The 19,521-nt window shown below is 31.5% G+C and carries 18 protein-coding genes; 9 read left to right on the plus strand and 9 right to left on the minus strand.

The genetic code is table 11. The annotated features are described in order from the left end of the window. Positions 1 to 2 precede the first annotated feature (2 nt). The 5 genes from NHF47_RS04345 to NHF47_RS04365 all read left to right on the plus strand — a co-directional run bounded on the left by NHF47_RS04345 (position 3) and on the right by NHF47_RS04365 (position 3,407). Entirely contained in the window at positions 3 to 338 is a 336-nt protein-coding gene (locus NHF47_RS04345; protein WP_252763786.1) for an MGMT family protein, read from the plus strand. Between the two features lie 213 nt (positions 339 to 551). After that, positions 552 to 1,694, plus strand: a complete 1,143-nt coding sequence (locus tag NHF47_RS04350) for an Mrp/NBP35 family ATP-binding protein (RefSeq protein ID WP_140998434.1) — start codon at positions 552 to 554, stop codon at positions 1,692 to 1,694. A 1-nt stretch (position 1,695) separates the two neighbouring features. Further along, the gene (locus NHF47_RS04355; RefSeq protein ID WP_130733409.1) at positions 1,696 to 1,935 is read left to right on the plus strand and encodes a NifU family protein; all 240 of its coding nucleotides are present in this window, start codon (positions 1,696 to 1,698) and stop codon (positions 1,933 to 1,935) included. Positions 1,936 to 2,019: 84 nt separating this feature from the next. Then, the gene (locus NHF47_RS04360) at positions 2,020 to 3,078 is read left to right on the plus strand and encodes an NAD(P)/FAD-dependent oxidoreductase (RefSeq protein ID WP_252763787.1); all 1,059 of its coding nucleotides are present in this window, start codon (positions 2,020 to 2,022) and stop codon (positions 3,076 to 3,078) included. Then, a complete protein-coding gene (locus NHF47_RS04365; protein ID WP_252763788.1) occupies positions 3,078 to 3,407 on the plus strand; it encodes a 2Fe-2S iron-sulfur cluster-binding protein in 330 nt (109 codons plus the stop codon). The genes NHF47_RS04360 and NHF47_RS04365 overlap by 1 nt, the downstream gene beginning before the upstream one ends. 32 nt (positions 3,408 to 3,439) lie before the next feature. On the opposite strand, the gene NHF47_RS04370 is transcribed toward NHF47_RS04365, so the two are convergent. Next, positions 3,440 to 3,787 carry a DUF6686 family protein gene (locus tag NHF47_RS04370; protein ID WP_308219256.1) on the minus strand — a complete coding sequence of 116 codons (348 nt, stop codon included), beginning with the start codon at positions 3,785 to 3,787 and terminating at the stop codon, positions 3,440 to 3,442. Positions 3,788 to 3,795: 8 nt separating this feature from the next. Further along, positions 3,796 to 4,686 carry a DUF6607 family protein gene (locus tag NHF47_RS04375; RefSeq protein ID WP_252763790.1) on the minus strand — a complete coding sequence of 297 codons (891 nt, stop codon included), beginning with the start codon at positions 4,684 to 4,686 and terminating at the stop codon, positions 3,796 to 3,798. A gap of 113 nt (positions 4,687 to 4,799) precedes the next feature. Here NHF47_RS04375 and NHF47_RS04380 point away from each other — a divergent pair, with 113 nt between their 5' ends. Continuing rightward, positions 4,800 to 6,869, plus strand: coding sequence for a TonB-dependent siderophore receptor (locus NHF47_RS04380; RefSeq protein ID WP_252763791.1), 2,070 nt, complete (start codon positions 4,800 to 4,802; stop codon positions 6,867 to 6,869). Positions 6,870 to 6,893: 24 nt separating this feature from the next. Then, positions 6,894 to 7,508, plus strand: coding sequence for an HmuY family protein (locus NHF47_RS04385; RefSeq protein ID WP_252763792.1), 615 nt, complete (start codon positions 6,894 to 6,896; stop codon positions 7,506 to 7,508). Between the two features lie 223 nt (positions 7,509 to 7,731). Here the strand turns inward: NHF47_RS04385 and NHF47_RS04390 are convergent, their stop codons facing one another. From NHF47_RS04390 to NHF47_RS04420, 7 genes are all read right to left on the minus strand, one after another. Beyond that, positions 7,732 to 10,572 (minus strand): LamG-like jellyroll fold domain-containing protein, encoded by a 2,841-nt coding sequence (locus tag NHF47_RS04390; protein ID WP_252763793.1) that lies wholly within the window; start codon positions 10,570 to 10,572, stop codon positions 7,732 to 7,734. Between the two features lie 131 nt (positions 10,573 to 10,703). Further along, positions 10,704 to 12,053 (minus strand): LamG-like jellyroll fold domain-containing protein, encoded by a 1,350-nt coding sequence (locus tag NHF47_RS04395; protein ID WP_252763794.1) that lies wholly within the window; start codon positions 12,051 to 12,053, stop codon positions 10,704 to 10,706. A gap of 91 nt (positions 12,054 to 12,144) precedes the next feature. Next, positions 12,145 to 12,795, minus strand: a complete 651-nt coding sequence (locus NHF47_RS04400) for a LytTR family DNA-binding domain-containing protein (protein WP_252763795.1) — start codon at positions 12,793 to 12,795, stop codon at positions 12,145 to 12,147. A 15-nt stretch (positions 12,796 to 12,810) separates the two neighbouring features. After that, positions 12,811 to 14,424, minus strand: a complete 1,614-nt coding sequence (locus tag NHF47_RS04405) for a sensor histidine kinase (RefSeq protein ID WP_252763796.1) — start codon at positions 14,422 to 14,424, stop codon at positions 12,811 to 12,813. A gap of 167 nt (positions 14,425 to 14,591) precedes the next feature. Further along, entirely contained in the window at positions 14,592 to 15,494 is a 903-nt protein-coding gene (locus NHF47_RS04410; RefSeq protein WP_252763797.1) for a metallophosphoesterase, read from the minus strand. 223 nt (positions 15,495 to 15,717) lie between these two features. Beyond that, positions 15,718 to 16,500, minus strand: coding sequence for a DUF3050 domain-containing protein (locus tag NHF47_RS04415; protein WP_252763798.1), 783 nt, complete (start codon positions 16,498 to 16,500; stop codon positions 15,718 to 15,720). 122 nt (positions 16,501 to 16,622) lie between these two features. Next, positions 16,623 to 17,801 carry an acyl-CoA dehydrogenase family protein gene (locus NHF47_RS04420; RefSeq protein WP_140998415.1) on the minus strand — a complete coding sequence of 393 codons (1,179 nt, stop codon included), beginning with the start codon at positions 17,799 to 17,801 and terminating at the stop codon, positions 16,623 to 16,625. A gap of 347 nt (positions 17,802 to 18,148) precedes the next feature. Here NHF47_RS04420 and NHF47_RS04425 point away from each other — a divergent pair, with 347 nt between their 5' ends. Both NHF47_RS04425 and NHF47_RS04430 read left to right on the plus strand, forming a co-directional pair. Next, on the plus strand, positions 18,149 to 18,325 hold the full coding sequence (locus tag NHF47_RS04425; protein ID WP_252763799.1) for a hypothetical protein: 177 nt from the start codon (positions 18,149 to 18,151) through the stop codon (positions 18,323 to 18,325). Positions 18,326 to 18,452: 127 nt separating this feature from the next. Beyond that, positions 18,453 to 19,514, plus strand: coding sequence for an AraC family transcriptional regulator (locus NHF47_RS04430; RefSeq protein WP_252763800.1), 1,062 nt, complete (start codon positions 18,453 to 18,455; stop codon positions 19,512 to 19,514). Positions 19,515 to 19,521: the final 7 nt, after the last annotated feature.

Consider the following 19,521-nt stretch of genomic DNA (forward strand, 5'->3'; position numbering starts at 1 on the left):
AATTGAGTAAAAAAGAAACCCATACCGATAATTTTTTTGAACGCGTATATGAAATTGTGCGTTTAATTCCTGAAGGGAAAGTTACTTCCTATGGTGCCATTGCAAAAGCACTTGGAGCCACTCGATCAGCAAGAATGGTGGGTTGGGCAATGAATGCAAGTCACAATATGGAAGATGTTCCTGCTCATAGAGTGGTCAATAGAAAAGGATTACTTTCTGGAAAACATCATTTTGAAGGAACCAATTTAATGCAACAGCTTTTAGAAAATGAAGGGATAAAGGTCAAAGACAATCAAATAGTTGATTTTGAGAAGCATTTTTGGGAACCTGATTTTTGATTTTTTTATGTTAAAATGATTCTATAATTTTTTTTGATTCAATTATAAGAAAACTTTAATCTGTAATATTTTTACACTTTTAAACTTCTGACTATCTTTGCAATTCAAATTCAGTCTTAATAAGAATTTGATTTTTATAATTATAATGAAGTGTTGTTTCAAAGTAGCCTTATTAGTAATGCTTTGGAATACCAAAAATAAACTCTTAATGAGATGAAATTAGATAGAAAAGAAATTCTAAAGGCTCTTGAAAGCATTACGGTTGCAGGTGAAGGTAAGAATATGGTAGAAAGTGGCGCCATTCAAAATGTAATCACTTTTGGAGATGAAGTTGTAGTGGACGTATTGTTAAGCACGCCCGCATTACATATTAAGAAAAGAGCGGAAGTAGATATTATGAAGGTTATTCATGATAAGGTATATGAAAAAGCGAAAGTAAAAGTAAACATTAAAGTAGAAGCTTCTAAAAAAGAAGATCAGCCGAATGAAATAAAAGGGAAAGCCATACCAGGTATCAGTAATATTATTGCGGTATCTTCGGGAAAAGGTGGCGTAGGAAAGTCTACAATTACAGCTAATTTAGCGGTTACCTTAGCGAATATGGGTTTTAAAGTAGGTGTTTTAGATGCTGATATTTACGGACCTTCGATGCCCATCATGTTTGATGTTGAAAGTGCCAAACCTATTTCAATAGAAGTAGATGGAAAATCCAAAATGCAACCGGTACAAAGTTACGGTGTGGAGTTACTTTCGATAGGTTTCTTTACGAAACCAGATCAAGCTGTTATTTGGCGAGGACCTATGGCAGCCAAAGCTTTAAATCAAATGATTTTTGATGCCAATTGGGGAGAAATCGATTTTATGTTAATCGATTTACCACCTGGTACAGGAGACATTCATTTGTCTATCATGCAATCCTTACCTATTACTGGTGCAGTAGTCGTTAGTACACCTCAAGCTGTTGCTCTTGCAGATGCTAAAAAAGGTGTTTCTATGTTTACCAATGAAAGCATCAATGTTCCTGTTTTAGGAATTATTGAAAATATGTCTTACTTTACTCCTGAAGAGTTGCCAAATAATAAATATTATATCTTTGGTAAAGAAGGTGCTAGAAATTTAGCAGAAGACTTAAATGTACCTTTCTTAGGTGAGATTCCTTTGGTGCAAAGTATTAGAGAGGCAGGAGATTATGGTCGTCCTGCGGCTTTACAAACGGCAACACCCTTAGAAAAAGCTTTTGAAGAATTGGCAAGAAATGTGGTTCAGGAAACGGTGAACAGAAATGAAAATTTACCAGCAACTGAAGCAATAAAAATAACGACAATGGCAGGTTGTGCTGCTGTTAAAGGAAAATAAGATGAATAAAGAAGAAATCATAGAAAACATCGAAAAAGCATTAAATGAAATTCGCCCTTTTTTGAATTCAGATGGAGGAGACATTTCATTAGTGGATATTGTTGATGATAAGCATGTTAAAGTTCGTTTAGAAGGAGCTTGTACCAGTTGTAGTTTAAGTATTAGCACCATGAAAGCAGGTGTGGAAACTACGATTAAAAAGTATGTTCCTCAAATTGAAACAGTAGAAAATATTGCTTAATTAGATGATAAAAATCATAGAATAAATAGTTTAAATGATAGAAATTTGAACTTATTTATTGTTTGATTTTAAACTTTTGAATACATGATAGAAACAGATATATTAATCATAGGAGCTGGTCCTACAGGACTTTTTGCGGTCTTTGAAGCAGGATTACTTAAATTAAAATGTCATATTATTGATGCTTTGCCTCAACCAGGAGGACAATTAGCAGAATTATATCCTAAGAAACCAATTTTTGATATTCCAGGTTATCCAGAAGTGTTGGCAGGGGATTTGGTAACCAATTTAATGGAGCAAATCAAACAGTTTCAACCTGGTTTTACTTTGGGTGAAACTGCTGAAACAATTGAAAAACAAGAAGACGGAAGTTTTATTGTTACCACAAAAGAAGGCACACAACATAAAGCCAAAGCCATTGCAATTGCGGGTGGATTAGGTACTTTTGAGCCTAGAAAACCACTTTTAAAAGACATTGAGTTTTATGAGCAAGAAGATCGAGGTGTCGATTATTTTGTAAAAGATCCTGAAAAATATCGTGATAAAAACATTGTAATTGCTGGTGGAGGAGATTCTGCTTTAGATTGGAGCATTTTCCTTTCTAATGTTGCTAAATCCGTTACTTTGGTACACCGAAGAAATGAATTTAGAGGGGCGTTAGATTCTGTAGAAAAAGTGCAGGAATTAAAATCAGATGGAAAAATTAAATTAATTACTCCTGCTGAGGTAGTGGGTTTTAAAGGAAGCGAACGTATCGAATCTTTAGATATTGAAATCAATGGCGCACGTATGCATGTCGAGACCGATTATTTTATTCCTTTATTTGGGTTAACCCCAAAATTAGGGCCTATCGCAAATTGGGGCTTGGAAATCGAAAAAAATGCCATTAAAGTTAATAATGCTTTAGATTATCAAACAAATATTGAAGGAATTTATGCCATTGGTGATGTCAATACTTATCCAGGCAAGTTGAAACTGATTTTATGTGGTTTCCATGAAGCCACTTTAATGTGCCAAAGTGTGTATAATCGTTTAAATCCTGGAAAAAGATATGTGTTAAAGTATACGACTGTATCAGGTGTAGATGGTTTTGATGGAACACGAAAAGAAGCTGAAAAAGCAGTTGTAAAATCGATAGATTAATGACAGATATTACCATAAAAATCACAGATAGAAATGGAGTACTTCATGAAATACAGGCTCCTACCGATATGAATATGAATGTTATGGAACTAATTCGTTCTTATGAATTAGCGGAAGAAGGAACTATTGGTATTTGTGGCGGAATGGCCATGTGCGCTTCTTGTCAGTGTTATGTTTTGAATGATGTTTTGAAAACTGAACGTAATGACGATGAAGAGGCAATGCTTTCAGAAGCCTATCATGTAAAAGAAAATAGTCGCTTGGGCTGTCAAATACACCTCACAGAAGATTTGGAGGGTTTGGAAATTGAAATTGCACCAGAACAATAAAAAATAAAAAGCGAGATTCAATCTCGCTTTTTTTAATTTAAATTCATGGGATAATTAATATCATTATAGGAAAGAAATCCAGATTTTCTATTGAAATCGAGTAAGGATAGTAATTCCGCAACTTCATGCCGTTCTAAAAGAATCATAAAATTATTTTGTAAGGTTGGAATAGGAATTTTTTTCTCATAAATCGAATTTTCATATTCCTTTTCCCAATAGGTACAATCGATAGCTTCTAAATACCTAACCAAACAGTTCAATTCATAATCTGATAGATTAAAATTTAAGTTCTTATAGGATAACTGATACGCTTTCGACTTATAACAGTAAATCAAAAAGCCATTTTTATTTTTGGTCAGGTATTTAAAATGATGGCACATAGTATTATTTATCTTACAAATGAATCAATAATTTTATCCGTTTCTTCTTTGGTAGCTGTTGGTTCCAAATCAAATAAATGTGAAAATAAAGGCTTGTTGTCTACCGTATTTTCTAATTGAATATTTTGTTTTTTGTTAAAAACAGTTTGCCATTTGTCTCTTACATTTTTCCAAAACTTTTGGTTTGCTTTCCACCAGTTTTGTGCCGCTAAACATTTCGAATTGTCTACTTTAACATATAAATCCAAGCCTTTTTCTTGCGCAATTTCAGTGTCATTTCCTTTTTCATCGCGCACGAGTTTTCTATTATCTTGTTCGTGTAACCAACCATAATCGGTTATTTCATGAATGTTTCTTCGTTCTAATACATTATAGTCTTTACGAATCGTGTGTTCTCTTCTTGGTAGTGGTGCGTCTGTTGTATTCATCCAATAGTCTTTGCCATCTGTATGTATCCAAGACGCAGTGCCTTCATAACGGGGACTATCATCTACTTGATATACTTTTTGTGTCCACTGTCCTTTAACCTCTTTTGGTTGTAAAGCCACATATTTCCATGTTTTGTCTTTGTAAAACTGATAGAAATCAGTATTCTCATATAGCCAATCTTGTCTCCAATGTTTAATAATCATTTGATCATTTACAAGTAACAAATGTTGTAAAACTAATTTGTTAGGCGTTTCTTCTACTAATTCTACCCATTCTAAACCGTAATCCTTTTTTGTTGGGGAAGGTTTATGTGTTGAATCTTTTACGGTTTGAAAGGTCTCTGTAAAATTGAATTGTACTTCATAACAACCACACATTTTTTTTATCGATGCGATGTCTTTTTCTTTTTCTTGCGCGTAACTTATTGTGTATAAAATACTTAAAATTAAAATACAAATTGTTTTTTTCATGATTATGAGTTTTTAGTATAAATTTCTTTGACAAAAATATTAAATTAATTTAGAATAAATAAAAATAAGGAATATATTTGCAATAATAATTTTATTAAGTCTAAATATAAATAATGAAAAAGTTTCTTTTTTTCATACAATTCCTAATCAGTGTAAATGTTACTTATTCACAAGAAATTGAAACCGATTCTTTACAATCAAAAGTATTGGATGAAGTAATCGTTACCGCTACAAGAACAGAAAGGAGTTTGTCCTCGTTGCCATTGCCAAGTGCTATTATTACTGCAGACGCCATATCAAAAGCTGGTGTAACTCGTTTGAGCGATATTATAGCCGAGCAAACGGGTTTAATTACAATTCCCGATTTTGGTGGTACTGAAGGGATACAAATGCAAGGTTTGGATGCAGCCTATACTCTTATTTTGTTAGATGGTGTGCCTTTGATAGGTAGAAGTGCTGGCACGTTAGATTTGTCTCGCGTTAGTGTGGGGAATATTAGTAGTATAGAAATTGTGAAAGGAGCTTCATCCTCGTTATATGGTTCTGATGCTTTAGCTGGCGTGATTAATATTATTACTAAAAAACCTAAAGAAGATGTCTTATCTGCTACCAGTGCTTATCGCTATGCTACTTTTGAAACGCAAGATGCTAATCTTGATTTGGTATGGAAGAAAAAAGCATTTTCAGGTAGTGTTTTTACCAATTACTTTGCAACTGCTGGTTATGATTTAAATGAAGCTATTCCAGAAAAAACAGTGGAACCGTATCAAAATGTTACGGTTCAGCCTAAATTCTATTATGATTTTTCAAAAAGGTTACAATTGGTTTTAGGTACGCGATTTTACCATCAAGAGCAAGATTATAAAGCCACAATAGATTCGGAAAGTTTTAAGGGGCTTTCTAAAATAAAGGAATGGGATACTCAAGTAAAAGTATCGCATAAATGGAATGCTTTTATTGACTCAGAGTATGAATTATATGCTACAAATTATAAAACGGATGAATTTTTAAATGATTCTCAGGGTTTTGCTTTTGAAAACAGTTTTTATAACCAATGGCTTTTTCGACCAGAAATACGAACAACTTTTTCATTACCAAAAAGCAAAATAACAACTGGTCTTGGTTTAAATCATGAAGCATTGGATAGAACGTATTTTGCTTCTGTAGCAATCTTTAATTCACAATATGCTTTTTTACAATACGATTATACTCCTACGAAAAAATGGAATATTTTGGCAGGATTTCGGTTGGATAACCACAATCAGTATCAATCGCAATGGAGTCCTAAAATAGCAGCAAATTATAAATTAAACACACATTTATCATTAAAATCGTCTATTGGTTATGGTTATAAAGCTCCGGATTTCAGACAATTGTATTTCGATTTTACTAATTCGGCCATTGGTTATGCCGTTTTTGGATATAATGTGGCTGAAGAAAGGTTGGATGCATTAGACAATCAAGGACAAATTTTATTTCGAACAAATGGAACTGATTTTTCAAGTGAATTAAAACCAGAAAGTTCAATTAACATTAATTTGGGCAGTTTTTATGAGAAAAATGACTTTAAATGGGACACCAATGTGTTTTACAATGCGATTTCTAATTTAATTGATACAAAAGTAATAGCTCAGAAAACAAACGGTCAAAATGTATTCAGTTATTTTAATATAGATGAAATTTTTACCTATGGTTTTGAAAATAACTTCCATTATTCTTTTCATTCCAATTTGAAGTTTTCTTTGGGTTACCAATATCTTATTGCAAAAGATAGGTCGGTTTTACGTGATTTAGACAGCGGAAATGTCTTTGCGAGAGATGCGAACACTTTGGAATCTTTTCAATTAAAAAAAACAGACTATTTCGGTCTTTTTAATCGCTCAAAGCACACGGCAAATTTTAAAGTATTATATACGATTTCAAAACTTAAAACCACTTTTAATTTAAGAGTTTTCTACAGAAGTAAATATGGAATTGTAGATTCAAACAACAATCAAATTCTCGATCAATACGATGCTTTTGTGAAAGAGTATTTTTTAACAAACCTTTCTATAACCAAGACATTTAAACAAAAAATGAGTGTGCAAATTGGGAGTAATAATCTATTCAATTTTAAAAATCCGAATCAAATTAGTACGCTTTCTGGTCGACAATTATTTGCTAGAATGCAATTTAACTTGTAACAAATTAACTTAAATACATATAGTATGAATACCAAATTAATTCAATTGTCCCTTTTTTCATTATTTATTTTTTTTACCTCTTGTACTAATGACGACAATGCAGCAACAGCAACTCCAGTCAGCTTAGAAACAAAAACGGTGACTAATTTGTACGCACCACAAACAGGAGGACAAGGGCAACCAACTGCTGGAGCTTTTACAAAATTCAGTTTTTCAGAAAATCAAATTGTAACTTCAGATAATTGGGATATTGCTTTTCGTGGTACAACGCTTCTCGTAAATGGAGGAGAAGCCATAGGTTTGACCGATGAACCCACCAGAACTGGTGAAGGTGCAGTAAGTAAAGTTGTAGGTGTTTTTAATACGGTTACTAGCATTCCTGATGCTGCTTCTTTTGTTCAAGATGGTTCGGGGTCTTATGCTTTTTCAGAACCGTGGTATGATTATAATCCAACTACACATGTCATTACTCCCAAAGCGGGTACAATATATGTCGTAAAAACACATGATGGGAAGTATGCTAAATTTGAAATTTTAAGTTATTATCAAGATGCTCCTGCCAGTCCAGATATGACATCAGCATCTCGTTATTATACTTTCAAATTTGTATACCAACCGAATAATACAACACATTTTTAATGAGAATAAAGTCATTAAAAAACACATCTTATTCATTTAGATTTTTTGTTATTTTTTTAGTTGAAAAATTGTTTTCTCATTAGGAGATAATTTTATTTAATTAAAAAGGGCTGTTTTAAACAGCCCTTTTTTTACATATGATAAATATAAACTGCTAGAAAAACTAATGCAATATATAGGAGGGTTAATAGCATTTCTACTTTATATTTATTAAATAGTTTCATTATTTTTTTACTAATTTATGTAAGCTACTTTCTCCACTAAGGGTTGTGATTTTAACAAAGTAAATACCATTAGGATAATGAGACATATCAATTGTTTTTGAGTTGTTATTTTGTAAGATAATTTCTTTTCCTAAAACATCATAAACAGTAATTGTACTTTCTTTTTCTGTACCAATGTTAAAAATTCCTGATGTTGGATTTGGATATAATAACAAGTCTTCAGAGTTTATAAAAGAACTAGTAGCTAAGCTTGCACAAGTAACTCCTGAAGCCACTGGTGAGCCAGATAACCAATTTGAAGTTGTTCCATAGAGATTAAAATTATGCAACACACCACTTGAACCTCCAGAAACTGAATTCGTTAGAGTAGTAACTGCATCGTTATTTGCTTGATCGTAACCTTGATTAAAGGTATAATAAGCCAGCAAACCACTTTCATTTCCAAGTAACTCACAATTTTTAGTAGCATTAATTTCAGTAGCAGTTTTTGCAGTATTCCAAATTCTAACTTCATCTAAATTTCCTTCATATAGTTCAAAAGGAGCTAAATTATTATAAGATCTTCCACCAATAAGTAAATTATCTGACGTAATATTGATAGTTGCAGTACCCGTTACACCTAAAACCCCATCAATATAAATTTCTAAATTGTTAGTTGCATTCGCATTTTTGACTACTGCTATATGATGCCAATTACTATTAATACTGATAGAAGAAGAAATCGTATTATTAATATCATTCACATAGTCATAAATATAAAAATCTACATCTCCATCATCTACACGTAATTTGGTATGGCTCGTATCATTAGAGTTTTTTGACCATGAAATAATTGTGTTGTTATAATCATAATTGGTTTTTACCCATGCTTCAATCGTAAATTCATTAGGTTTTTCAAAATGAGTTAATTGAATATAATCGTTGTTACCATCAAAATTTAAATGAGTAGCAGCTGTTGTGGTAGTAGTTACTTGTACCGCTACACGGTTGCTTGGTGCTGTTTCTGTAATGCGCTTTACAGTATCACTACCAAAATCAGATACTACAATTTTACCGTCAGCTTGCATAGCTATACCCAAAGGATAATTTAAACCAGTTGCAATTGAGGTAATATTTGTACCATCAGCATCCATTCTTTTTACCGTATTATTTCCAGAATCAGTAAATACAATTTTGCCATCAGCTTGAATAAATATTCCTGAGGGAGAATTAAGTCCGCTTGCTAAGGTTACAATATTTGTGCCGTCTGAATCCATTCTTTTTATAACGTTATTATTTGTGTCAGCCACTACAATTTTGCCATCATCTTGAATGGCTAAAGCATAAGGAGAATTAAATCCACTTCCCAAAATTTCTGAATTTGTACCATTCGAATCTAATCGAATAATGTTACTGTCATCTGTTACAGAAACTACAATTTTACCATCATTTTGTATGGCAATTCCAGAAGAAAGGTATAGCTCATTAAGTAAAAATGATTCTATATTAGTAGCATCTGGATCCATTCGTTTAACACCTTGTGTATAATCAGCCAAAACAATTTTACCATTAGGTTGTACAGTAACCCCAAATGGATCAAATCCGCTTCCTAAGGTTACTATATTACTACCATCAGCATCCATACGCTTTAATAAACCATTGCCAAAGTCAGCTATTAAAATTTTACCATCATTTTGAATCGCTACTCCTGATGGAAAACGAAATCCAGTTGCAAGCGTTTCAATAGTGGTAGGATTTATTTGCTCTACATAATACGTGCCAGAAACAAGTACATCCGTACTGGCTAATGGTGAACCACCTGAAGCAGTTGTAAACCATTGCGCTGTTGCACCTGTACTGGTAGTAGTAACTAAATCTGCTACGGTACTACCTGGTGTAACAATTTGAGAGTTAGTAGAAACTCTTTTTACAGTTACAGGTAAAAGGTTTGTGCTTTCTACTCCTGTTACGGTTTGAGAAGCATAATAGGTAAAATTATCATATAATGGATAATTGTTAGTTAATAATATAGTACCTGCTGCATCATAATACCACTTAATATTGCTTCCTGTTACTTGGAGGTCATCCACTGTTTTATCATCACCAGTAAAAATTTGAGTCGTATATAAAGTAGTAGGTGCTGGAACATTCTGATTACATCCAGTACCTGAAGCTGTTGAAAAAGTTCCTACAATGGTTCCATCTTGACTACCGTTGGTAGTGGCAAGATCTGTAACGGTATTTCCTGAAATACTTTCAAAAGTATAATAAACTTCTAAACCAGCTTCATTACCTGTCAAGCATGTGTTAAAGTTATTGGCTATTTCGGTGCTTGTTCTTGCTACTGACCAAATACGAACATTATCGAACTTGGCATTGGCATTGGTCATACCATCCATACGATCACCCATTCTAACATTCCCGATACCGAATGCAGCCATTAAGCCATAAGGTTCATAAGAGGATATAAAAGTGCCATCAATATATACACTTATTTCTGAATATAAGACAATAGCAATATGATACCATTGTCCTGTATTTAATGTCATTAAATCAATAGTTTCATGGTTTATACCATCGCCAAAAACGTATTTCGCATTACCGTTGCTATCAACATAAAAATCTATAGGCTGTGGGCTACCCGTGTTGGTAGTAGCAGATACTCCACCATTATAATTTTGTAAAGAATGCATATAGAAATCAAATTCTATTGTAAATCCAGTACTGTTTAATGAATAATTATTGGGAAGGCTCACATAATTAGCTGTTCCAGCAAGGTCGATAGCATTATTTTGTGCAAATAAGGTGTTTGAAATGCAAAATAGTACAAGTAATAATAAACTAAAGTATTTTTGTTTCATAGGAAAGTGTTTTTTATAAGGTAAAATTAAATATAATAGCCATTGATGCTTTTTAAAAGGGACGAATGGCAGAAGTTTGTATATGAATGAAAAAAGACTTGATTTTCACAAGTCTTTTTTAAATTAATTTCTTATTCTTTTATGATTCTTTGAAAGCTAGCATTTCCATTTTTATCAGTCATTTTTAGAATATAAACTCCTTTTGCATTTTTAGATAGATCAAAAGAAGTTGCTGGGGTATCCATTTTTTGATCTAAAATGGTTTTTCCAAAAACATCCAATAACTGAACTGTTATATTTTCCTTAGTTTCAATTATTAAAAAGTGATTTACTGGATTAGGATAAGCTAAAATCTTTTTTTCAAATTCAAGATTGTTGATTGATAATGTAGCACAATCCGTTGAAGAAAACGTACTATTTACATTGGTATCGGTAAAAGACCAACCTGTACATGGCGCAAAATTAGTATTGCTTGAATTAGTACCTATTAATCCAGTAAAATCAACAGTATTTCCACAATCAGTAAAAATCCAAGTACAATCTGCAGGAGCTAATACCCATTGTGTATTGTCCCAAAATATTTCGTAGGCATTTTGAGTTCCGTCACATGAAACTGCTGCAGGGAAATTTGCAGCATTACACACAATTTCATCAGTTTTATAATGCGTTTTTCCATTTAATGTACCAATAGCATAATAAATGCCAGCATAACTACCAGTTACAGTAACAGCAGGAGCTATTTCTGGAATAGTACAGCCAGTTCCACTAGAAAAAGAACATAATCCTTCCAGTAATCCATTTTTACGTGGAGAACTTTCTACTCTATTTCTAAAAGTTCCATTGTTTGATCTGTCAAAATTTATGTTTGCCGATAAACCCGTTTCTGTATTGTTCAAACAGCCATTGTAGTTGTTAAGAATTTCGGTACTGGTTCTTAAAATACTCCAAATTCTTAAATTGTCAAACTTACAATCACCCGAATTATTCGTTCTACTACCTACAGTAATATTTGTACTATTGTCAGACAATGTCAAGGAGAAATTATAATCTACAACAAGATTACCGTTAACAAACATTTTAATATTTTTTGTAGCAGTGTTGTTTACTACAAATGCCACATGATACCATTGACCGATATTGAAGCTTGGAGTATTAGGAATAGTTTCCGAAGTTGAACCATCTCCTAACTTTAGAAAGGAACTTCCAGAATTATCAACATAAAAATCCAAAGGTTTTGCAATAAAGTTAAAAGTATTTCCAGAAAAAAATCTTCCATTATAATTACTAGCACTGTTAAGATAAAAATCATACTCAATAGTGAAATTATTAATATCAAAAACGTTACTTCCATCACCCAACATCAATGCTCCTCCAGCTAAATAGAAGTTGTTGTTACCTGAAAGATTAACAGCATTGTTTTGTCCAAAAGTTAAGATAAAACCAAAAGAAAGTAAGAAAGTTACAAAGTATTTTTGTTTCATAAGGTGAGATTTTGAGTTACTTTACAAAAGTAAATCAAATACCTATTTCTTATCTTTTTTTGGGACGAATGGCAGAAGTTTGTATATAAAACTAAAGTTTGAAAGATAATGTTCTGGAAACGGGTATCTCAAACGAATTGATTTTAAGAGAAGTTGTGCTTTTACTCGTTATTTTATTTTTATTTGCAACATAAGAACGATGCACTCTAATAAATTGATTTTGATCTAGTTCTTGATGAAAATGATCTAAAGAATAGCGAACTGTAATCATTTTTGTTGAGGTTTGAATATCGATATAGTTTTTATCACTTTTAATGAATAAAATGTCATCAAAAGGTAATTTGATTTCCTCATAACCTTCTTTAATAGTAATGAAATTGAGTTTGGTTTGTTCTATGGCTAATTCAATAGCTGCAATTACGTCTATTGTTTTTATGGGTTTGGTTAAATAAGCAACCGGTTTTATGGTTAATGCTTTTTTCAATGTTTCAATTTCAGTTTGGCCTGTAATGAAAATCACTTTTTCACTTTTTAGGTTTTCTTGTGCCCAAATAATTCCAGAGTCTTTACCTTCCACATTGATGTCTAATAAAATTAGATTTGGGTGATAATCATTTAATTTTTCAGAGGCTTGATTTAATTTATAGGCTAATTCGATATCGAGATACTTATTTTCAACAAGAATCTCTTTGATATGATTTGCAATGAGTACTTGATCTTCTACGATTAAAATTTTAGGCATAGGGTAATAATAGATTTATTTTTTTACAAATGAGAGTTGAAATCCATTAGAAGTGTTGATGGTATAGTTTACGTCTAGTTGTAAACAAAGTTGGTGAATTAACTTCGGTTTTATGTTTTCGTTAATACTTGTTTTTCCATTGTCTTGATAATTGAAAGAATACCCTTGAGTTTCTTTGGTTATGGAGGTAGTAATTATTTTCTCTTGCGTTGCTGTAAAGGCATATTTGATAGAATTTATTATCAGTTCGGTGATTAATAACCCAAGATACATGGCGTTTTCAGATTCAATTTTGAAATCGTCAATAGTAAAAGTAAGTGCTACATTTTTATCTTCAGCAATTTCATTGAAGTTGTTTTTAATTTCTGTCAAATAATCTTTTAAAGCGATTTCGTTTTTGTTTTTATTTTTATACAAATGGCGGTGAAGCGATGCTATGGTTTCAATTTTGGATAATATTCGCAAGAAATCATTCCGATGTTCTTCCTTTTCTTTTTTTCTAAGTGTGTCGGCAATTAATAAAGTGATTAACTGTAAATTGTTGTTCACGCGATGATTGGTTTCGCTAATTAAAAATTCATTTTCCTCGGATAGTTTCTCCAACAACTTGTTTTTGTGTTGAATTTTTTTGCTGTAGAATATGAGTATAAAAACTCCTAAAAGCGATATCAATAAAACTGTAATTAGATAATAGATGTTTTTTTTAGAAGCTTTCAATTGCTTTTCATTGAATTCAATAATAATTTTATTTTCTAATAGTTCATATCTTTTATTGCTGGAATAAAAGGAAATTTTACTATTTATTTCATTTAACGAATCACCATAAAACATAGCTTCTTTAAAGTTGTTATCTAAAGTATTGATGTTCTTTAATTCATTGTAACATTGTTGAATTTGCCATAAATTGTTTATAATTTTAGCTTGATTTACTGCTTCTTTATAAAACTTTTTGGCGGTTGTTATATCGTTGTCTTTTTGTTGATAGAATCTACCTAGATTGATGCATACGTCAATAAATGCAATTTTTACATCATATTCTTTTGCAATTGCATAAGCTTTTAGAAAATAAGGCAATGCATTTTCAGGATTTCTATTAAAATCCAAATAGCCTATTTCATTTAGAGTATAAACGATAATAGATTTGTCCTTAATTTCAGTTGCGTTTTCTAAAATTTCATGGCCAATTTCTTTAACTTTAGTAAGAGAATCAGGTGTTGTGTTGTAATATTCGGCAAGGATTGCCATTCTCCTATTTAAGTAATAGTATTTATAGTGTAAGTTGGTATTCTCGTTAAATAATTTTTCTGCCTCGTAAATATAACTATTGGCTAAGTTTTGTTTTACTAAATATCTTGAAACTTCAGCTCTAATAGTTAAAATATGAAACAGTTCATTCCTGTTGTTTACTTTTTTAAAATAGTTTTCGGCTTTGTCTAAAAAATAGAAACAGCTATCTGCTTTAGAAAGTGATTTTAATATTTGAGCATATCGAATATAATAACTTGCTTTTAAATGGTTATCTTCTTTATTTTCTTTGATTCCTTTTTGAGTAAAATAAGATGCAGAATCATATTGAAATTGCGATACATAACGATCAATTGTAGTATTATAGTCTTTTTGTCCATACATAAATAGACAGCAAAAAAAAGTAATAAAAAAAAAGAGGTCTTTTTTTCTTAGCATTTTACTTCATTTGGTTATAGCTATATAAACCTACTACTTTTTTTTTATATTTTACAATATTGAGTATTTATTTTTTGAATGTTGTAAAAGGATTGGGAACGAAGCAATAGAGATTAGGATTTATAATCTTCCAATCGGCAAGGTCCTTCTAAGAACTCTTTTTTAATCTGAAGTGTGCCGTCTTCTTTAGTATCAATAAACCATTTGATTAAAGCGATGGTTCCATTTACAATTTCGATTCCTGTAATGCTTCTAGGGTGCACGCAGCTGCCATCATTAAAATAATGAAGAGCGTTTTCAATTGGGCTAGGAAATCGAGGTCGGTGGGTGTGACCTGTAATGGTTATTTTGTTGCCGTTATCTGCAATCCATTTTTTAATACGTCTTTCCACTTTAATTAATTCAACATAATTTTTTGCAGGGCTTGTTGGGTCTTTAATACCCCAAACTTGTAAGGGTTTCCATAAAATTCGTACCAAAAAACGATTGATTTTCCAGCCTACATAATTCATGAAATCAGCTTGATGACCGTGAGTTAGAAACAATTCTTGGTTGTGATTGTCCTTGTTTTCTAATACGATGGCTTCGTTACATTGAATACCTGGAAATAAAGGCACGTTTTCTCCTTTTCGTTGATCAAAGTATTCGTATAAATTTTTTTTGACTACATTTTGGTTTCGATACACCATATCGTGATTGCCATAAATGAGATGTAACCTATTGGTCATATAGAATTGTTGGAGTAATTGATATACGTTTTTATTCGCTTCGAAAATCGTTTTAAAAAACATATTTTCCCATAATTCATCACCATCTCCTAATTCGATATAGGTATAACCTTCTTTAAAATAATGACTCATGGCATGAAAATAAATATTTCTATTATTAGCAAAGTCATCTGCAAAACTACTGTCGCCGCGGTGACAATCGCTAAATAAAATAAATTTATCAGTATTGGTAAAAGCAATCCGTTTAGCTTCTTTATAGGCTTTATTTAATCGATCTTGAGAAGACATTTTTTCAAGCTTTAATGGTATATGTTCTTATCAAAAATAGGTTATTTTTAATGGAAATACTAGTTTATATGCTAGATTATTTAGCCGTGATAGTAGTGGAAAGCAAATTGTTTCCAAAGGATAGCTTTACTTATAAAAAAAGAGCAACTGTAAAGAAGCTCCTTTTTTTTATTTAGTAATGTAATTTGGAAACGATTTCTTGAATCGGATAGCGCGAAAAGCTTTAAATGAATTCCATTTTTTTAGTAATGGCTTCTTCAATAGCATTCCACAAACCAATTCTTTTTTGAAGGGCAACAATAGATACCTCTTCTACTTCTTGCCATTTTTTAGCATCATTATCGCATAATTCTTCTACCATTTTCATGGCCATTGGTCCGTGTTCATCGGCATCTAATTCGATATGTCTTTCGAAATAGTAAATCAATTTAGATAAATCTTTATCGGGAAAATTAGCTTGAAATTTCTTTAGTATTGCTGTAAACATTTCAGGGATTAAATCTTCTCTACCAAAAGTAAAAGCGGCTGCTATTTGATGTGAATCTCCTTCTTCAATAACTCGAAATGTAAAATCCAAAAAGGCTTTCACATTTGGATGTAGGTCACTATGTTTAATAGAAACAAAAATATTTTTAGTTGTTTCTACATCGCTTAGAAAATTTTGAATAGGAAGTGTATCGGCACCTAGAGCTTCCATAGCGTCTAAATATAATTCATAATGGCTTTTTCTGTTGCCATTTTGATCCACGTCGGTTTCTTCTGCCACTACAATTTCATTAATTAGATAACGAATTTCAGGATTTCCTACAGGTAGCCAAGGTGTTGTAGTGCAGGTTAATTTAGCTTGTAATGCTTTTAAAAGTGACATGAAGTCCCATACAGCAAAAACATGATGTTCTAAAAAACAATTTAAATCTTCAACGGTTTTGATTTCATTATATAATGAATGCTGGAGTAATTGTTCTTTATAAGCTAAGATTTTTTGGTTAACAATTTGGGTATTCATAATGCTGGTTTTTAAAATTATATACGTAACCTATTAGTAAATAGGTTGCAAATAATGTTCCAAAATTAAAAATGCTTCACTAAAAAGCGAAGCATTTTTGATTTTTTTTATCTATTGTACTATTATTTAAAGGCATTTAATCCTGTAATATCTAATCCAGTGATTAATAAATGAATATCATGTGTGCCTTCATACGTTACTACAGACTCTAAATTCATCATGTGTCTCATGATAGAATATTCACCTGTAATTCCCATTCCACCTAACATTTGACGCGCATCTCTAGCAATGGTTAAAGCCATGTCTACATTGTTTCTCTTTGCCATAGAAATTTGAGCAGAAGTAGCTCTTCCTTCGTTTCTTAAAACACCCAATCTCCAGGTTAATAATTGCGCTTTAGTGATTTCAGTAATCATTTCAGCTAATTTTTTCTGTTGTAATTGGGTAGCTCCAATTGGTTTGTCAAATTGAATACGTTCTTTCGAATAACGTAAGGCAGTGTCATAACAATCCATAGCAGCACCAATTGCACCCCAAGCGATTCCATAACGTGCCGAATCTAAACAGCCCAGAGGAGCTCCTAAACCAGATTTGTTCGGTAATAAGTTTTCTTTTGGTACTTTAACATTATCAAAAATTAATTCACCTGTTGCAGAAGCACGAAGTGACCACTTATTATGCGTTTCAGGAGTGGTAAAACCTTCCATACCTCTTTCTACAATTAAACCATGTATTCTTCCTTCTTCATTTTTAGCCCAAACCACTGCGATGTCAGCAAATGGAGCATTTGAAATCCACATTTTAGCACCATTTAATAGATAATGGTCGCCCATATCTTTAAAATTAGTTACCATTCCTGCTGGATTTGAACCATGATCGGGTTCTGTAAGACCAAAACAACCAATGAATTCACCTGTAGCTAATTTTGGTAAATATTTCATGCGTTGTTCTTCATTTCCATATTTCCATATAGGATACATTACTAATGATGATTGTACAGAAGACGTAGAACGTACGCCACTATCACCTCTTTCAATTTCTTGCATGATTAAACCGTATGAAATTTGATCTAATCCTGCACCACCATATTCTACTGGAATATAAGGTCCAAAACCACCTATTTCTGCTAAACCTTTCACAATTTGTTTTGGAAATTCAGCTTTTTGAGCGTATTCTTCAATAATTGGAGAAACTTCTCTTTTTACCCAAGCACGTGCTGAATCACGTACCAATTTGTGTTCGTCATTTAATAAATCATCCAATTGATAATAATCTGGAGCTTGAAATAAGTCTGGTTTCATATATAAGTTATTAAGAGCTAGTTTGCCTTACTGCTTTGTTAAAATAATAAAACAAAAGTAAATAAAGATTTTTAACAAATCAACGAACAAATGTTATATTTTTTAAACATATTGGAACCAGCACTTATTTTGGTCATAAAAATATTTTTATAATTCGAAAATTAATACTACTTTAGAAGTCGTTATAATGAATTTTGTAACAACTTCTCGAGATTTTTACTACTATAAACCACTTTGTGATTAGGGATTGATTTTTAAAAATCAATACTAATCTTTTAGATATTAGGAGACAAATGTTTAGATGTCTTAAACAAATAAATAAGTATAAATTTTTAAAACTTTTAATTATGTTAAAAAAGATCTTAAAGGTAAGTGGTGCACAAGAATTAACTAAAAAAGAACAAAAAGAAATTAATGGCGGAGCTTTAATCCCAAAGCGTTGCGGTGGTGATGGAAGTTATATTTATGTGAATGGAGAGAAGGTATGTTGTTATATTCCTGCTCAAAACAATTATATCTGTTAAACCGTTTAATTCATTTCAAAAAAAGCTACTTATTGTTGAATAAGTAGCTTTTTTCATTTTAAAAAATTAGCATAAATTTTGAATTATATTACTACTAATCTAAATAAATTTGCTAAAAACAAGCAACATGATTTATATATTAGGTAGTTTTCTTTCCCTTTTTTTACTATTCATTTTATGGTATAAACAAAAAACGAAATCAGATTATATTTTAATTATTTGGTTACTGGTTTTAACCCTAGATTTATTTCTTTACTATTTTAAAAAGGACAATTTCTTTCTTAATGTTTTGAATGTGCCTTTTCCTCTTTTACACGGACCTTTATTATTCTTATATACAAGAAGTATGTTAGGTATTTCAAGTAAGAAAATAGTTTTGCTTTTGCTTTTTTTACCACTTATAATTTGTTTTTTGGGATTAAGTTATTTGCTTGTTGTTGAAAAATTAGATGAAACTCTTTTCCTTAATAAAACTACTTCATGGGGTGTGGTTTATTTTGTATTTGTTCTTTTATCAGGTTTTAGTAGCGTAGGATATTCGCTGCGATTAATTAGTAAATATGAATCGTTTCAATTTTCAAGTAATACCCAACAAAACAAATTAAAATGGCTTCGGTTATTAATTTTTGGAATAGGAATTACTTGGTGTAGTATATTATTGAATGTTTCAGAGATAACGGTAGCTTTTTTAGCAGTATTTGTTATCGCATTGGGTTATTATGGTTTAGTAATGACACCTTATTTTTTAGAGTCACAAATAGGTAATAGTAATTTTTATCGTGGAAAGAATGCATCTCGTAAAACCGATTCGGTACTTTTAAGTCAAGAAAATGAAAATGAAATTATTGAAAAATTACAGCAATTAATAGAGAAGAAACTATTTTTAAATCCAAATTTTACGCAGCAATTTGTAGCTAAAAAAATAAAGACCAATACCGCTTATTTATCCTATGTAGTAAATAAATATTATGAACAATCGTTTAGTAGTTATCTGAATGATTTGAGAATAAAATTTATTATTGATCAAATTGAATCCAATCCAAAATTTAGAGAATACACAACGCAAGCTATTGCGGAAAGTGCTGGTTTTAAGAATGCTGATTCCTTCACCATTTCATTCAAAAAAAAAACAGGATTAACCCCTTTTCAATACATCACAGAAACGAAGGCCAAAATCAGAAAGCATTAAGTTTTTT

The sequence above is a fragment of the Flavobacterium sp. NRK F7 genome, assembly GCF_024054195.1.
Lineage (GTDB): Bacteria > Bacteroidota > Bacteroidia > Flavobacteriales > Flavobacteriaceae > Flavobacterium.

Excerpts from the sequence above, each read along its gene's own strand:
- NHF47_RS04385 (WP_252763792.1), top strand. The coding sequence starts at position 6,894 with ATGAATACCAAATTAATTCAATTGTCCCTTTTTTCATTATTTATTTTT.
- NHF47_RS04380 (WP_252763791.1), top strand. The coding sequence starts at position 4,800 with ATGAAAAAGTTTCTTTTTTTCATACAATTCCTAATCAGTGTAAATGTT.
- NHF47_RS04425 (WP_252763799.1), top strand. The coding sequence starts at position 18,149 with ATGTTAAAAAAGATCTTAAAGGTAAGTGGTGCACAAGAATTAACTAAA.
- NHF47_RS04400 (WP_252763795.1), bottom strand. The coding sequence starts at position 12,795 with ATGCCTAAAATTTTAATCGTAGAAGATCAAGTACTCATTGCAAATCAT.
- NHF47_RS04405 (WP_252763796.1), bottom strand. The coding sequence starts at position 14,424 with ATGTATGGACAAAAAGACTATAATACTACAATTGATCGTTATGTATCG.
- NHF47_RS04350 (WP_140998434.1), top strand. The coding sequence starts at position 552 with ATGAAATTAGATAGAAAAGAAATTCTAAAGGCTCTTGAAAGCATTACG.
- NHF47_RS04420 (WP_140998415.1), bottom strand. The coding sequence starts at position 17,801 with ATGAAACCAGACTTATTTCAAGCTCCAGATTATTATCAATTGGATGAT.
- NHF47_RS04360 (WP_252763787.1), top strand. The coding sequence starts at position 2,020 with ATGATAGAAACAGATATATTAATCATAGGAGCTGGTCCTACAGGACTT.
- NHF47_RS04375 (WP_252763790.1), bottom strand. The coding sequence starts at position 4,686 with ATGAAAAAAACAATTTGTATTTTAATTTTAAGTATTTTATACACAATA.
- NHF47_RS04370 (WP_308219256.1), bottom strand. The coding sequence starts at position 3,787 with ATGTGCCATCATTTTAAATACCTGACCAAAAATAAAAATGGCTTTTTG.
- NHF47_RS04395 (WP_252763794.1), bottom strand. The coding sequence starts at position 12,053 with ATGAAACAAAAATACTTTGTAACTTTCTTACTTTCTTTTGGTTTTATC.
- NHF47_RS04390 (WP_252763793.1), bottom strand. The coding sequence starts at position 10,572 with ATGAAACAAAAATACTTTAGTTTATTATTACTTGTACTATTTTGCATT.
- NHF47_RS04355 (WP_130733409.1), top strand. The coding sequence starts at position 1,696 with ATGAATAAAGAAGAAATCATAGAAAACATCGAAAAAGCATTAAATGAA.
- NHF47_RS04365 (WP_252763788.1), top strand. The coding sequence starts at position 3,078 with ATGACAGATATTACCATAAAAATCACAGATAGAAATGGAGTACTTCAT.
- NHF47_RS04410 (WP_252763797.1), bottom strand. The coding sequence starts at position 15,494 with ATGTCTTCTCAAGATCGATTAAATAAAGCCTATAAAGAAGCTAAACGG.
- NHF47_RS04430 (WP_252763800.1), top strand. The coding sequence starts at position 18,453 with ATGATTTATATATTAGGTAGTTTTCTTTCCCTTTTTTTACTATTCATT.
- NHF47_RS04415 (WP_252763798.1), bottom strand. The coding sequence starts at position 16,500 with ATGAATACCCAAATTGTTAACCAAAAAATCTTAGCTTATAAAGAACAA.